A 15,382-nucleotide genomic window follows, 5' to 3' on the forward strand; every position below is an offset into this window, starting at 1 on the left:
AGGCGACTGTTTAGCAAAAACACAGGTCTCTGCGAAGCCGCAAGGCGAAGTATAGGGGCTGACGCCTGCCCGGTGCTGGAAGGTTAAGAGGAGGGGTTAGCGCAAGYGAAGCTCTRAATCGAAGCCCCAGTAAACGGCGGCCGTAACTATAACGGTCCTAAGGTAGCGAAATTCCTTGTCGGGKAAGTTCCGACCCGCACGAAAGGCGTAACGATCTGGGCACTGTCTCAACGAGAGACTCGGTGAAATTATAGTACCTGTGAAGATGCAGGTTACCCGCGACAGGACGGAAAGACCCCGTGGAGCTTTACTGCAGCCTGATATTGAATTTTGGTACAGCTTATACAGGATAGGTAGGAGCCTGTGAAGCCGGAGCGCCAGCTTCGGTGGAGGCGTCGGTGGGATACTACCCTGGCTGTATTGAAATTCTAACCCGCACCAATGATCTGGGTGGGAGACAGTGTCAGGCGGGCAGTTTGACTGGGGCGGTCGCCTCCTAAAATGTAACGGAGGCGCCCAAAGGTTCCCTCAGAATGGTTGGAAATCATTCGCAGAGTGTAAAGGCACAAGGGAGCTTTACTGCGAGACCTACAAGTCGAGCAGGGACGAAAGTCGGGCTTAGTGATCCGGTGGTTCCGCATGGAAGGGCCATCGCTCAACGGATAAAAGCTACCCCGGGGATAACAGGCTTATCTCCCCCAAGAGTCCACATCGACGGGGAGGTTTGGCGCCTCGATGTCGGCTCATCGCATCCTGGGGCTGTAGTCGGTCCCAAGGGTTGGGCTGTTCGCCCATTAAAGCGGTACGCGAGCTGGGTTCAGAACGTCGTGAGACAGTTCGGTCCCTATCCGTCGTGGGCGCAGGAAATTTGAGAGGAGCTGTCCTTAGTACGAGAGGACCGGGATGGACGCGCCGCTGGTGTACCAGTTGTCTTGCCAAAGGCATCGCTGGGTAGCTATGTGCGGACGGGATAAGTGCTGAAAGCATCTAAGCATGAAGCCCCCCTCAAGATGAGATTTCCCATTCGTAAGARGTAAGATCCCTGAAAGATGATCAGGTTGATAGGTCAGAGGTGGAAGCRCGGCGACGYGTGGAGCTGACTGATACTAATCGATCGAGGACTTAACCAAWTAGATTACYKTGTTCTTCCGAACTTCTTCTGAAAATTATCCAGTTTTGAGGGAATGAAACCTCAAACAACATAGTCCGGCAGTTATGGCGAGAAGGCCACACCCGTTCCCATACCGAACACGGAAGTTAAGCTTCTCAGCGCCGATGGTAGTTGGGGCCTTGCCCCTGTGAGAGTAGGACGCTGCCGGGCAAACAAATTGGAAGGCAACCTTTAAATGGGTTGCCTTTTTTTGCATTTAGAACACAAGTGAATGAACTGCCAGCCAGCGAAAACCTTCCTATCTATTTGAGAGACAGCAAAGAACAGATAGCGGAAGTGTAAGGAAGTGTAAATTATTTGTACCAGGTTTAAAGGAATCCCCAACTCATTTGGACACTGAAGCTAAGAAACCTCTAATTGCTGTCGAGATCTCACTGTGTTTGTCTAACGATAACTGATGTTTGGACAGCAAAGTGAGCTTCAGGGGTTGAGTGTCCAAAGAAGCGGAAATGTAAGGAAGTGCAAATTATTTGTACCCGGTTTAAAGGAATCTCACCTCATTTGGACACTGAAACTGAGAAACCTCTAATCGGTGTCCAAATCCCCCCCTCATTTGGACACTGAAGCTAAGAAACCTCTAATCGCTGTCCAAATCCCCGTATCATATGGGCCTAAACACAAACTTAAAGTCCGAACAGCAGTGGAATCCCCCTCCTTCGCTCTCTAAAAGAAAGATAACCCACCTCTTATGGCAGACAGCCAAAAAGATCGTTACCTTCCAAAAGGAGGAACATTATTTCGAACTAAAAGGGGTATATGGATTGAAAGAGAGAAGGAGGAACTATTTATGTATGGCACAATAGCGTTAAAGCTGATTGTCGGCTTTTTTGCCCTTGTTGTGGTGACAAGATTACTTGGGAAAAAAGAGATGTCCCAGTTAACTCCCTATGATTTTGTTTTCGCCATCTTGTTGGGAGGAATTATAGAGGAATCGGTTTATGATGAGAAAGTGAATATTTTTCATGTGTTATTTGCAGTGGCGATATGGGGTGGGGTTAGTTATATCGTTGAAAAACTCGGAGAAAGATTTGAGAAAATCCGGACTCCTCTTACAGGAACGGTGTCTGTCCTGATAAGTGAGGGGAAGATTAACCACAAGGAAATGAGGAAGAATCAATTGGAAATGGAACAGCTCCGTGCCCTGCTTCGCACAAAAGGAGTGTTTTCATTAAAAGATGTTAGGTATGTTTTTATGGAAACAGGAGGGCAGTTGAGTGTAATGACAAAGGCTTCAACTGATCCGGTTACGCCTGAAATGTTAAATATCGAAGCCGAAGAGGTTGATCCATCCTTGCTATTGGTTGATGAGGGACAAATAAAAGAAGAAGATTTAAAAACTGCAGGGAAGGATGAAGCATGGCTTAGGGAGGAACTTAAAAAGGAAGGCGTTACTAATATAGAAGATGTCTACTATGCCGAATGGTCGCCACAACAAGGTTTTTATATAGAGGTGTATGAAGAAAAGTAAATTCAAACTTTCATGAAGTGCCGGGTGACTTTGCCCGGCATTTCTACGTTGTATGAGAGTTGGGGTATACTAAGAAAAAACCAAAGGGGAGATTGTTTGTGGGGAAGAAGCAATTGTTTGAGGTAAAAGAAAATGAAACGATTGACGATTGCCTTAAACGAATGGAGCAACAAGGTTTCATTCCAATTAAAAGAATTGAAAAACCAATTTTTAAGGAAGAAGGAAATGAGGTAATCCCGGCGGGCCGACAAATCATTTTTGAAGGAAAACGAAAAGAAGAGTAAAAACCCGAACGATATTATTATTAGTATAAATAATGTTCGCCATTGGGTTTGACATTCCCTGAGCATGGCTGATAAGATAAGGATGGATTCGCCTGAACCATTCTTTTAGAGATTTCGGGCTGATATGAACTATATAACTAACTAAAACGGGGGATTCATGATGATCGACCGCTATACCAGGCCGGAAATGGCGAAAATTTGGGAAGAGCACAACCGTTTCGCCGCATGGCTGGAAGTTGAAATCCTTGCTTGTGAAGCGTGGGCGGAACTCGGGGAAATTCCACATGAGGATGTCCGGAAAATCCGGGAAAACGCCCGATTTGATGTAGAACGGATCAAAGAAATTGAGGAAGAAACAAGGCATGATGTTGTTGCGTTTACGAGAGCGGTTTCGGAAACGCTCGGTAACGAGAAAAAATGGGTACATTACGGCCTGACTTCAACGGATGTAGTCGACACGGCATTGTCGTATTTGATTAAGCAGGCGAATGAAATAATCAGGGCTGACTTGGAGCGTTTCATTTCCATTTTAAAAGAAAAGGCGCAAGAGCATAAATACACGGTCATGATGGGGCGGACCCACGGAGTCCATGCCGAGCCGACAACATTTGGGCTAAAGCTTGCCCTTTGGTATGAGGAAATGAAACGGAATCTGGATCGTTTTAATGAAGCGGCAAAAGGCATTGAATTCGGAAAAATTTCCGGTGCAGTCGGTACATATGCGAATATAAATCCGTTTGTTGAAAAGTATGTATGTGAAAAGCTTGGGCTTGAGGCAGCCCCAATCTCCACCCAAACGCTTCAAAGGGACAGGCATGCCCACTATATGTCGGTTTTGGCACTCATTGCAACGTCGATAGAAAAATTCGCTGTTGAAGTTCGCGGCCTGCAAAAAAGCGAAACCCGTGAGGTGGAAGAATTTTTCGCAAAAGGCCAGAAGGGTTCATCGGCGATGCCACATAAACGGAATCCAATCGGCTCTGAAAATATGACCGGACTTTCAAGGGTTATCCGCGGGCATATGCTGACAGCGTATGAAAATGTCCCACTTTGGCATGAACGTGATATCTCGCACTCCTCGGCTGAACGGATTATCCTGCCTGATGCGACCAGCCTGTTGAATTACATGCTTAACCGGTTTGGGAACATCATTAAAAACCTGACAGTCTATCCGGAAAACATGAAACGGAATATGGACAGGACGCTGGGCTTGATTTATTCGCAACGGGTATTGCTCGCCCTGATTGAAAAGGGCCTTTCCCGCGAGGAGGCTTACGATACGGTCCAGCCAAGGGCAATGGAGGCATGGGAGAAACAAGTCCCATTCCGGAGCCTGCTTGACCAGGATGAGAAGATTACGAAGCATCTAAGCCCTAAGGAACTGGATGATTGTTTTGACTACAGCTATCACCTGCAGCATGTTGATACTATTTTTCAAAGGCTTGGCCTTTAAAAAAAGATATGGAGCATTCATCCATCAAGGGTGAATGCTTTTTTTAAAAAAAGAGGAATCATCGACATCTTAAGGTTAAAGCTCTAAATGGGAGTATGGAATTTGAATGAATGGACTTTAGGCATTTCACTGATAAAAAAGCCAGGTCCAAGTTCAAATGTCCAAACGGAAAGAGAGCCATCCAAACTTGCTCATTTTTTCACAAAAAATAAAATCGATTCTGTCACCCACTGCTCCATATAAGGATTGATTATGGTACTATAAAAATGTAAGGGCTTTCTTAATGAAATTATAGAGTTGTATAGATATTCTTTTGGCGGAGGGTGGAGAGAAGATGGAGCAGCGCTACAGGTGGAAAAACAAAGATTTGCGCGAGCATGTGGATGTTCTGGACGGGAAGCTTGCACCGTCGATTCTTTTAATAAATTGTACATATCTGAACCAGACATTCCGCCGCTGGATGCAGGCGAATATTTGGATATATGATGACAGGATTGTCTATGTTGGCGAAAGACTGCCTGAAAACCTTGTAAATTGCAGCATTGTAGACTGTTCAGGGCAATTTATTGTACCGGGGTATATCGAGCCCCATGCCCACCCTTTCCAATTATATAATCCGCATTCATTTGCAGCCTACGCTTCGGGAAGAGGGACTACGACAATTATCAATGATAACATGGCCCTCATTTTGCAATTAAATAAGAAACAGGCATTTCTGCTTATGAAGGATTTGCGGAGAATTCCGGCAAGCATGTTTTGGTGGTGCAGGTTCGACGCCCAGACGGAAATCCTTAACGAAGAAGAAATCTTTTCACATACCCAAGTCAAATCATGGCTGGAGCATGATGCTGTCATCCAGGGGGGAGAGCTGACGGGCTGGCCGAAATTGCTCGCCGGCGATGATATGATGCTGCATTGGATCCAGGAAGCAAAGCGGATGAGAAAGCAGATTGAGGGGCATTTTCCTGGTGCATCCGAAAAAACGCTCGCAAAGATGATGCTGCTTGGTGCCGACTGTGACCATGAAGCAATGACGGGGGAAGAAGTAGTTAATCGGCTTATGCAGGGATATACCGTGTCTCTCAGGCACTCGTCAATCCGGCCAGACTTGCCAAGCCTCCTTGATGACTTAAAAAGGCTCGGGATTACGGCTTATGACCATATGATGTTTACAACGGATGGATCCTCGTCCGGTTTTTACAGGAATGGGGTCATTGACCAAATGATCCGCATTGCAATTAACAAAGGCATTCCAATTATTGATGCCTATAATATGGCGACCATCAACCCCGCCAGATATTATAATATGAGCCATATCCATGGGAAAATCGCCACGGGTAGGGTCGCGAACATCAATATCCTGTCCAGTGTCGAGGAGCCATGCCCTGTTTCTGTCCTGGCGAAAGGAAAATGGGTGAAGCGTGATGGCGAGATACTACACGAAACATTTCCTCGCCTTGACTGGAATGGCTACGGGCTTGAGCCGCTGCGGCCTGATTGGGAGCTTACGATGGACGACCTTCAGTTCTCAATGCCATTTGGGATAAAGATGGAGAATGCCGTCATTACAAAGCCCTATTCCATTTCGCTCGAAGTATCAAGAGACCAGCTATCCGACAGCCATGATGAGTGTTTTTTCATGTTAATCGACCGAAATGGGAAGTGGCGGGTCAATACGATCCTGAAAGGGTTCGCCAACAGCCTTCAAGGGATGGCGAGTTCATTTTCCAACACGGGGGACATTATTCTTATTGGCAAAAGCAAGCCTGATCTTCTCCGCGCTTTTAACAGAATGAAAGAGATTGGCGGCGGGATTGTCGTTTCAGAAGGCGGGGAAATACTATGCGAGCTGCCGCTCAGGCTTGGGGGATTAATGACGGAGCTGCCGCTTGAGGAATTGATGGAAAAAGAACAAAGGCTGCTTTATATTTTGCGTGAACGGGGGTACAGCTATTCGGACCCGATATATAGCCTGCTCTTCTTTTCATCCACCCATTTGCCCTATATCCGAATTACACAGCAAGGAATGTATGATGTAATGAATAAAATGGTACTCTTTCCGTCTATAATGCGTTAAAATAATAAAGGGAGCCTTTCATCAGTGGAAAGGCTTTTCGGGGGCTTACTGTCCCATACTTGAAGGATAAAATATAGACAGACACGGCTAAGATAGATAGATGCACAAACAGGGGTGTGAGAATGAGGAAATGGTCTTTGGCGATGGCGGCAACATTGCTTTTGCTATCGGCGTGCAGCGACAAGGAGTCCTCGAAGGAACCGGCAAAGCCTGTGAAAAAAGCTGCTGCCGCGGAAAAAGTGGAACATGCCATACCTGAGCTGCCTTTTTCGTATCCGCTTACAGGTATCGGCTCGCAAACGGAGGCGGAAAACAGGGCGTTTGCGGTTGTGGTCAATAATTTTCCAAAAGCCCGTCCGCAATCAGGCCTGAACGAGGCGGATATTGTCTATGAGTTGCTCGCGGAAGGGGATGTTACAAGGTTCCTCGCCGTGTATCAAAGCGAAAAGCCTAAAACGATTGGGCCTGTCAGAAGTGCGCGGGATTATTACATTGAAATCTCCAAAGGGCTCGACAGCATTTTTATTGCCCACGGCTACAGTGTGGAAGCGAAAAGAATGCTGAATTCCGGTTACATTGATAATCTGAATGGCATGGTTTATGACGGAACGCTGTTTAAGAGGGCCAGCTTCCGGAAGGCGCCGCATAATTCATATATTCCTTATGAAAACATGATAAAAGGTGCCGAGAAAAACGGTTTTAAATTGGCGCCCGCTCCAAAGCCTTTCAAATTCCTGACAGAGAAGGAAGTTGGACACATTGAAGGCAGGATTGCGCTTTCGGCGTTTGTATCATACGGAACGAAAACATACTCCCCGACTTATCAATACGATCCTTCAATCGGAAAATATAAGCGGTATATTAATGGTGAACTGATGGTTGATTTGGAAACAAATCAGCCGATCCTGCTCGATAATGTTTTTATCGCTGAATTGGTCCACACGCCAGCCGGGCCTGGGGGGCTTCGCGATATTGATTTGAAAAGCGGGGGAAAGGGCTATCTTTTTCAAAAAGGCAAGGTGATTGAAGTCGATTGGCTCAATGACCATGGAAGGATTATTCCTATAAAAGATGGGAATGAGGCTGGCCTTGTCCCCGGGAAAACGTGGGTCAATATCATCCCAGCGAATCCCGGCTTAGCCAAGAGTGTCGCCATTGGAGAGAGCTAACTATAAATTTAGTTGAAAATATTGAAAGCCATTCATGCCAAAGGGGGGAAAAAGATGCAAATCAATAAGCTTAGGGGAAGAGAACTCGACCAGCTTTTCAATTCCATCCTCACGCTGAAAGACCTCGAAGAATGCTACCGATTTTTCGATGATCTTTGCACGGTGAATGAAATCCAGTCACTGTCACAGCGCCTTGAAGTCGCAAGGATGTTGCGCGAAGGGAAAACGTATCACAAGATTGAAAGTGAAACAGGCGCAAGCACGGCGACGATTTCAAGGGTTAAGCGTTGCCTCAACTATGGCAATGATGCCTACGAGATGGTTCTTGACCGGGTTACGGAGCCAGCTGCTTCCGGAACAGAAGAATAGATGAAGAGTGGGGCCGGGGCAATGCTTCGGCTTCTTTTATTTCTTCCCGTTTACTGGTTAGGATTTCTACCGTGCTTTTTCCTCGTTTTCTTTTTTTTACGTTTTACCAAATGCTATAATGTACTAATGGAATAGTGAATGGAGGATTTTTTTCATGTACGATTTTCGCGAGTGGCGCCATGTGTTTAAGCTAGACCCAGCCCGGGAGATATCCGATTCGGATTTGGAGGCGATTTGTGAATCCGGCACCGATGCAGTGATGGTCGGCGGAACGGACGGGGTGACACTGGAAGGGGTCCTGGATTTAATGGCGAGGATCCGCCGCTTTACGGTTCCATGCGTACTGGAGGTCTCAAATCTTGAATCTGTAACCCCGGGGTTCGATCTTTATTTTGTCCCATCCATCCTCAACAGCAAGGACTCAAAGTGGATAAATGGCCTTCATTTTGAGGCCGTAAAGGAATTTGGGGAAATTATCGATTGGAACGAGTTTGCAATGGAGGGGTATGTAATCCTCAATGAAGACTGCAAAGCGGCAAAGCTGACCAATGCGGAAACCAGGTTGTCGAAGGAAGATATTAAGGCTTATGCAATGATGGCCGAGAAAATGTTCGGCATGCCGATTTTCTACCTTGAATACAGCGGGGCATACGGGGATCCAGAGATGGCCGAGGCCGCCAAAAAAGGCCTGGAGAAATCGGTCCTTTTTTATGGAGGCGGAATCAAAACGAAAGAACAGGCCGCGGAAATGGCTATGTATGCGGATGTTATTGTCGTAGGAAATTGCCTATATGAAGACCTGGGAAAAGCGTTGGAAACAGTCAAAGCTGTTAAAACTGAAAAATAGCTGCATTTTTCTAATAAAGAGCTTACAATAAAAACAGAACATATGTTTTGTTATGGTGGTGGAGAGAATGCAATACCTAAAAGATAAATTGCTTGGGGGCCTGAATCCCCAGCAGCAGGCTGCGGTAAAGGCCACGGATGGGCCGCTGCTGATTATGGCCGGCGCCGGAAGCGGCAAGACGCGGGTGCTGACCCATCGAATTGGGTACCTTATGCTTGAAAAGCTGGTAAATCCCTATAACATCCTGGCGATTACATTTACGAACAAGGCTGCCCGCGAAATGAGGGACAGGGTTTCAAAATTGATGGGCGGCGCCGCGGAAGAAATTTGGATTTCGACGTTCCATTCAATGTGCGTGCGGATTTTGCGCCGGGATATCGACCGAATTGGCTTCAATCGTAATTTTACGATCATTGACACGACCGACCAGCAATCGGTCATCAAAGGAATACTGAAGGATTTGAACATGGATCCGAAACAATTCGATCCAAGGGCGATCCTTGGTTCAATCTCTTCCGCGAAAAATGAACTGATCGGGCCGGAAGAATACGAAAAAACGGCAGGCGGCTACATAGAGCAAAAGGTTGCCAACGTGTACAAGGAGTACCAAAAGAGGCTGCGCAAGAACCAGGCTTTGGATTTTGACGACTTGATCATGATGACAATCCAGCTGTTCAGGCAGGTTCCCGAAGTGCTTGAAAAATACCAGCGAAAGTTCCAGTACATCCATGTCGATGAGTATCAGGATACGAACCGGGCCCAGTATATGCTTGTAAAAATGCTTGCGATGCGGTTCAAAAACCTGTGCGTCGTAGGGGACTCGGACCAGTCGATTTACAAATGGCGCGGGGCGGATATTGCGAACATCCTCTCATTTGAAAAAGATTATCCAAATGCAAAAGTCATTTTGCTGGAGCAAAACTACCGATCGACGAAAAGGATTTTGTTGGCGGCAAATGAGGTAATCGCCAAAAACTTGAATCGGAAGCCGAAAAATCTGTGGACGGAGAACCAGGAAGGGAATAAGCTCGTCTATTACAGGGCGGACAGCGAGCAGGGAGAGGCCCAGTTCGTTGCCGGAAAAATTAAAGAGCTAATCGACTCCGGCAAGTATACCGCTTCTGACATGGCCATCCTTTATCGGACCAATGCCCAATCCCGTGTCATGGAGGAAGTTTTGCTGAAATCGGTTATTGATTACCAGATTGTCGGCGGCATCAAGTTCTATGACAGGAAAGAAATCAAGGACATACTCGCCTACCTGAGGCTCATTTCCAATCCGGATGATGACATAAGCCTGCTTCGGGTCATCAATGTTCCAAAACGGGGCATCGGTTCGACCTCGATGGATAAAATTGCTGATTTCGCAAATCTCCACGATCTTACTCTATACCAGGCACTTGAGTCGATCGAGCTGGTTGGGCTTAGCCCCAAAACGGCCAAGGCGGCGGCCGAGTTCCGTGACCTAATCGCAAATTACACGCGGATGCAGGAATTCCTGTCTGTAACGGAAATCGTTGAAGATTTACTGGATAAGTCCGGTTATATGGAAATGCTTCGCTCCGAGAAATCAATTGAGGCGCAAAGCAGGATGGAGAACCTTGAGGAATTGCTTTCTGTTACAAAGAGCTTTGAAGAGGCAAGCGAGGACAAGACGCTCGTCGCCTTTTTAACAGACCTTGCACTCGTCGCCGATATAGATTCGATGAATGATGAGCCGGAGAAAAATGAAAAAGTAACGCTGATGACCCTGCATTCGGCAAAGGGCCTTGAATTTCCGGTCGTATTCCTGATCGGCCTTGAGGAAGGGGTATTCCCGCATAGCCGTTCATTGATGGATGAAGGGGAAATGGAGGAAGAGCGCAGGCTCGCCTATGTCGGCATCACCAGGGCCGAGGAGTACTTGTTTATCACTAATGCCCAGTTGAGGACGTTGTTTGGGCGGACGAATATGAATCCTCCGTCCCGGTTTATCAAGGAAATCCCCTCCGACCTTATTGAAATCGTGGAACCAGCGGAAAAGAGGTTTGGATCTTCTCCGTTTGGGCCTTCAGGAAACCGCTATGGAACTGGCGGCATGAACCGCCAATCCTCTGCGCCGCAGCAGCCGGCTGCGAGAAGGCCGGTTACCCGCCCCGCAGTTTCGGGCGGGGAAACGATGGGCTGGAAAGCCGGCGACAAAGCAGAGCACGGCAAATGGGGCATCGGCACCGTTGTAGGCGTAAGAGGCGAAGGAGACGGGATGGAGCTGGATATAGCGTTCCCAAGCCCGACCGGGGTAAAGCGGCTGCTTGCAAAATTTGCTCCAATTAAAAAGGTATAACAATGATTTTTCACGAAAAGAGGGATTGATGGATGGACCTGCAACAAGCCGAAATGAAAACCAGGGAGCTGCAGACCCTGCTGCATCAATATGGATATGAATATTATGTTCTCGATCAACCGTCAGTCCCGGATGCGGAATATGACCGGCTCCTGCGTGAATTGATTGAGCTTGAGGAAAAGTACCCACAGTTCAAAACGCCTGATTCGCCAACCGTCAGGGTTGGCGGCGCCATTCTTGATATGTTTGAAAAAGTACGGCACAAAAGCCCGATGCTCAGCCTGGCGAATGCGTTCAATGAAGCGGATCTCCGGGATTTCGACAGGCGGGTCCGGCAGGCGGCAGGGGAAGATGCGAGCTATGTGTGCGAGCTGAAAATCGACGGGCTTGCCGTTGCGCTCACTTATGAAGATGGCCGGTTCGTGCTTGGCTCGACGCGGGGCGATGGCACGACTGGCGAGGATATTACCGCGAACCTAAGGACCATTAAATCAATTCCTCTCAGATTAAGGGAGAATGTTTCCCTTGAGGTGCGCGGGGAAGCCTTTATGCCGAAAAGGTCCTTTGAAAAGCTCAATAAGCTGAAGGAAGAGCGCGGTGAGGAACCGTTCGCGAATCCACGGAATGCGGCGGCAGGCTCACTTAGGCAGCTTGATACGAGCATTGCGGCGTCCAGGAACCTTGATATCTTTCTATATGGGCTCGCGGATGCGCCAAACCTTGGAATCGAATCACATAGCGCAGCCCTCGACTATCTCGACAGGGTTGGGTTTAAAACGAACAAGGAACGGCGGAAATGCGCATCAATTGAAGAGGTTCTAGACTATGTAAACGGCTGGGGCGAAAAGCGGCCAAATCTTGATTATGACATTGACGGCATCGTCATTAAGGTAGATTCGATCGAAATGCAGGAACAGCTCGGGACAACGGCTAAAAGCCCGCGCTGGGCGATTGCCTACAAATTCCCGGCTGAGGAAGTCGTTACGACCCTTTTGGACATTGAGCTGAGCGTCGGCAGGACAGGGGTTGTTACACCTACCGCCATCCTCGAACCGGTAAGGGTCGCCGGAACGACTGTCCAGCGCGCATCCCTGCACAATGAAGATTTAATCAGGGAGAAGGATTTGAAAATTGGCGATAAAGTAGTTGTTAAAAAGGCCGGGGATATTATCCCGGAAGTTGTTAACGTCCTTTTGGAGCAGCGTACCGGCAATGAAACGGATTTCCACATGCCAACCCATTGCCCGGAATGCGAAAGCGACCTTGTCAGGCTTGAGGGTGAGGTAGCCTTAAGGTGCCTGAATCCGAAATGCCCCGCACAAATAAGGGAGGGCTTGATTCATTTTGTCTCAAGGAATGCGATGAATATCGACGGCCTTGGAGAAAAGGTAATTGCCCAGTTGTTTGCCCATAAGCTTGTGGAAGATGTGGCGGACCTATACAAATTGACCGCGGAGGAACTGCTTGCCCTTGAACGAATGGGGGAAAAGAGCGTCACCAATTTGCTCCAGGCGATTGACCGTTCGAAGGAGAACTCGCTGGAGCGCCTATTGTTTGGCCTTGGAATCCGCCATGTCGGGGAAAAGGCGGCGAGGACGCTTGCCCAGGAATTCGAAACGATGGACCGGCTTGCGGCGGCAACCGAAAGTGACCTTATGGCCATTAACGAGGTTGGGGAAAAGATGGCCAGCTCAATCGTTGCGTTCTTTGAACAGGAAGAAGTACGCGAACTGATAGATGAGCTGAAGGCTGCTGGCTTAAATATGGAATACAAAGGGCCGAAACGAACAGCAATTGAGTCAGCCGATTCAATTTTTGCCGGAAAAACGGTCGTCCTGACTGGTAAAATGGAAAAAATGTCCCGCAATGAAGCGAAAGAAAAGCTGGAAGCCCTCGGCGCGAATGTGGCCGGAAGTGTTAGCAAAAAGACAGACATTCTCATTGCCGGGGAAGATGCAGGCTCCAAGCTTACGAAAGCGCAGGAACTTGGAATTGAAATTTGGGACGAAGAGAGGCTGCTTGAGGAAATCGAATAGTAAGAGGTGCAGGAAACGTGAGAAAGCTGACAATCGCGCTCCTTTCCTTATCGCTTCTTTTGGGTGCGTGCGCGCCGAACTTCCAAAAACGGGATGAAGTCGTGGACCAGCCAAAGAACACGAAGGAAAAGGCGATTATACCAAAGTACAAAATTTCGGATAAATACTACCGGACACTCCTGCCATTTGAACCAAGCGGGGCGCGGGGGCTGACTGTCAATAACCTCAATACCCGCTACGATATCAATGAATTTGAAATGGGATTGATGAGGGTATCCCAAAATACGTTCGATCCAGATCAGTATGTGTTCAGGGAAGGCCAAATCCTGAAGAGAAAAACTGTCGAGGCATGGCTGAAACGTAAGTATACGAAAAAGCAGCTCGAAGAATTAAAAATGAAGGAAGAAGACAATCTTGGCCTGAATCCTATTGATGAAGGGGTCGGGGATATTGAATCGCGGAATAAAAAAAGCCCAATCTACCTCGCCCATCTCCTGGAATACGACTTCCTTGTAAAAGGGGATAACGACAAGTACAAGCTTGGCGGAGCCGCGATTGGAATTGCCCTGAATTCGGTCCACTATTACCAAAAGGAAAGGTATGGGGATACTTTCCACGTGAACATTGACCGGCAGGTGATGGAACGGGAAGGGAAAAAGATTGCCCAGGAAGTCCTGAAACGGCTTCGTGCCATGGACGAGTTTAGAAATATCCCGATTACAATTGCTTTGTTTGAACAGGCAAGCATTGAATCGGTTGTACCGGGGAACTTTTTCGCCTATACAACCGTAAAGCAGGGGGCTGACATTGACAAGTGGGAAAAGTTTAATGAAAAATACTACTTGTTTCCTTCCAAAGATGCCCGGGATAACTATCGTGAGGATGCGATTGCATTTGATAACTTCAAGCAGGATGTGGAAAAATACTTCCCCAACTTCAATGGGGTAGTAGGAAAAGCGCATTATGTGGACGGGCAGCTGAAGGAGTTGAGCATCACGATACCAATCCAATTTTACGGCAAAGCGGAAGGAATCGGCTTTACCCAGTATGTAACCGGACTGGTGATGGAGCATTTTCCAAAATACATCTCCGTTTCGGTCAGCGTCACATCCGTGAACGGACCTGAATCGCTCATTGTCCGAAAAGCGGACAAGGACGAACCATTTGTGTATATTTATTAAGCCGGTTCGAAACGGGAGTTTGACAGCGGTGTGCCAGGAGGCATGCCGCTGTTTTATTTTGGACTCGGTTAATGAACGATTAACTTTTACAAGCAATTGGAATACTGATATAGGGAAATAATTGTCCGGAACTACTTGCATATCTTGATTTTATGCCCATTTGAGTATGAAGGATGCATGGTAGGAAGCGGGGCAGAGCCGGGCCAAAAAGGTTGAGCCATACAGCGGCTTCCTGGATTCTTACGCGCACCACATGCTACTATTGAAAGACGGGGTTCCGGTGCAAAGCCGGCCGAACGAATTCTTATTGCGCCTGTGTGGGATTATCGAACTTATGGCGGTACTACCGTGTTAATCCAAAATGCAGGAATAAAATTACCCCTGTCCTTTATGGATGGGGGTTTGTAAATACGAGACGGGGTGCTTGGGAATTGTCATGCTTTTTCGGGTGAGTAGGCAAGAAGGCTCTTCTCGCACAGAAAAGAGGGTTTAATCATACATAGTAATAGCGGATGGGGGGATGGAGATGAACAAGCCAACGGTCGATGACGTTCTTAAACAGGGGATTCACGGGCCAAAGGAATTAAAGCCTGAAGAGAGGCGGAGGTTTCTGGGGACGATCCGGGAACGGATCCTGGTCGCGCTGACGAAGAGCCAGGTTTATGAACCGGGGACTTACCCTGAAGTGGGACGGCTTATGAAGGAATATCCCGATGCCCACTTGTATACAAACGGCACAATCGCCTATGAGGAGTTTTCCAAGTATCTTAAAGAGGCGAATAAATATAAAATCGAGTACACGATTGTGGCAAACCAGGGACACGATACGGATATTGGGCTTGTGCTGGCCTGTGGCTATGCGGTGGATAAAGAAGAAATATTTATTAAGGGAAGCGTCGACGAGCCGGAAAAGACCCCTGCCCCAAGTAAAAAGGGCTTTTTTGCGAAATTGGGCAGCTTCCTTGGCAAGTGAATTTTAATTTGAAAGAAATGGGAATCCGGAT

At 47.5% G+C, this 15,382-nt stretch carries 11 protein-coding genes, 1 rRNA gene and 2 other annotated features; all 12 genes read left to right on the forward strand.

The window, feature by feature from the left end; translation table 11 throughout:
* Positions 1 to 217, forward strand: a sequence feature (23S ribosomal RNA rRNA prediction is too short).
* A 34-nt stretch (positions 218 to 251) separates the two neighbouring features.
* Positions 252 to 1,118 (forward strand) — a sequence feature (23S ribosomal RNA rRNA prediction is too short).
* A gap of 87 nt (positions 1,119 to 1,205) precedes the next feature.
* The 12 genes from rrf (at position 1,206) to ADU24_RS01150 (ending at position 15,351) form a co-directional block, all read left to right on the forward strand.
* Positions 1,206 to 1,321, forward strand: a 5S ribosomal RNA gene (gene rrf, locus ADU24_RS01095).
* A gap of 637 nt (positions 1,322 to 1,958) precedes the next feature.
* A complete protein-coding gene (locus ADU24_RS01100) occupies positions 1,959 to 2,639 on the forward strand; it encodes a DUF421 domain-containing protein (protein ID WP_053364902.1) in 681 nt (226 codons plus the stop codon).
* 98 nt (positions 2,640 to 2,737) lie between these two features.
* Positions 2,738 to 2,923 (forward strand): NETI motif-containing protein, encoded by a 186-nt coding sequence (locus ADU24_RS01105; protein WP_053364903.1) that lies wholly within the window; start codon positions 2,738 to 2,740, stop codon positions 2,921 to 2,923.
* A gap of 160 nt (positions 2,924 to 3,083) precedes the next feature.
* Positions 3,084 to 4,376, forward strand: coding sequence for an adenylosuccinate lyase (gene purB / locus ADU24_RS01110; RefSeq protein WP_053364904.1), 1,293 nt, complete (start codon positions 3,084 to 3,086; stop codon positions 4,374 to 4,376).
* A 334-nt stretch (positions 4,377 to 4,710) separates the two neighbouring features.
* Complete coding sequence (locus tag ADU24_RS01115) at positions 4,711 to 6,453, forward strand: adenine deaminase C-terminal domain-containing protein (protein ID WP_053364905.1); 1,743 nt, start codon at positions 4,711 to 4,713, stop codon at positions 6,451 to 6,453.
* Positions 6,454 to 6,575: 122 nt separating this feature from the next.
* Positions 6,576 to 7,622 carry a DUF3048 domain-containing protein gene (locus ADU24_RS01120; RefSeq protein ID WP_053364906.1) on the forward strand — a complete coding sequence of 349 codons (1,047 nt, stop codon included), beginning with the start codon at positions 6,576 to 6,578 and terminating at the stop codon, positions 7,620 to 7,622.
* Between the two features lie 54 nt (positions 7,623 to 7,676).
* A complete protein-coding gene (locus ADU24_RS01125; RefSeq protein ID WP_053364907.1) occupies positions 7,677 to 7,991 on the forward strand; it encodes a YerC/YecD family TrpR-related protein in 315 nt (104 codons plus the stop codon).
* 154 nt (positions 7,992 to 8,145) lie between these two features.
* Positions 8,146 to 8,838, forward strand: a complete 693-nt coding sequence (locus ADU24_RS01130) for a heptaprenylglyceryl phosphate synthase (protein ID WP_053364908.1) — start codon at positions 8,146 to 8,148, stop codon at positions 8,836 to 8,838.
* Between the two features lie 67 nt (positions 8,839 to 8,905).
* Complete coding sequence (gene pcrA, locus ADU24_RS01135; RefSeq protein ID WP_053364909.1) at positions 8,906 to 11,161, forward strand: DNA helicase PcrA; 2,256 nt, start codon at positions 8,906 to 8,908, stop codon at positions 11,159 to 11,161.
* 32 nt (positions 11,162 to 11,193) lie between these two features.
* On the forward strand, positions 11,194 to 13,197 hold the full coding sequence (gene ligA, locus ADU24_RS01140; RefSeq protein ID WP_053364910.1) for an NAD-dependent DNA ligase LigA: 2,004 nt from the start codon (positions 11,194 to 11,196) through the stop codon (positions 13,195 to 13,197).
* A 17-nt stretch (positions 13,198 to 13,214) separates the two neighbouring features.
* On the forward strand, positions 13,215 to 14,378 hold the full coding sequence (locus tag ADU24_RS01145) for a CamS family sex pheromone protein (protein ID WP_053364911.1): 1,164 nt from the start codon (positions 13,215 to 13,217) through the stop codon (positions 14,376 to 14,378).
* 526 nt (positions 14,379 to 14,904) lie between these two features.
* Entirely contained in the window at positions 14,905 to 15,351 is a 447-nt protein-coding gene (locus tag ADU24_RS01150; protein ID WP_053364912.1) for a YueI family protein, read from the forward strand.
* Positions 15,352 to 15,382 lie beyond the last annotated feature (31 nt).

The organism is Bacillus sp. FJAT-27245 (assembly GCF_001273955.1).
In the GTDB taxonomy this organism is placed as follows: domain Bacteria; phylum Bacillota; class Bacilli; order Bacillales; family Cytobacillaceae; genus Bacillus_D.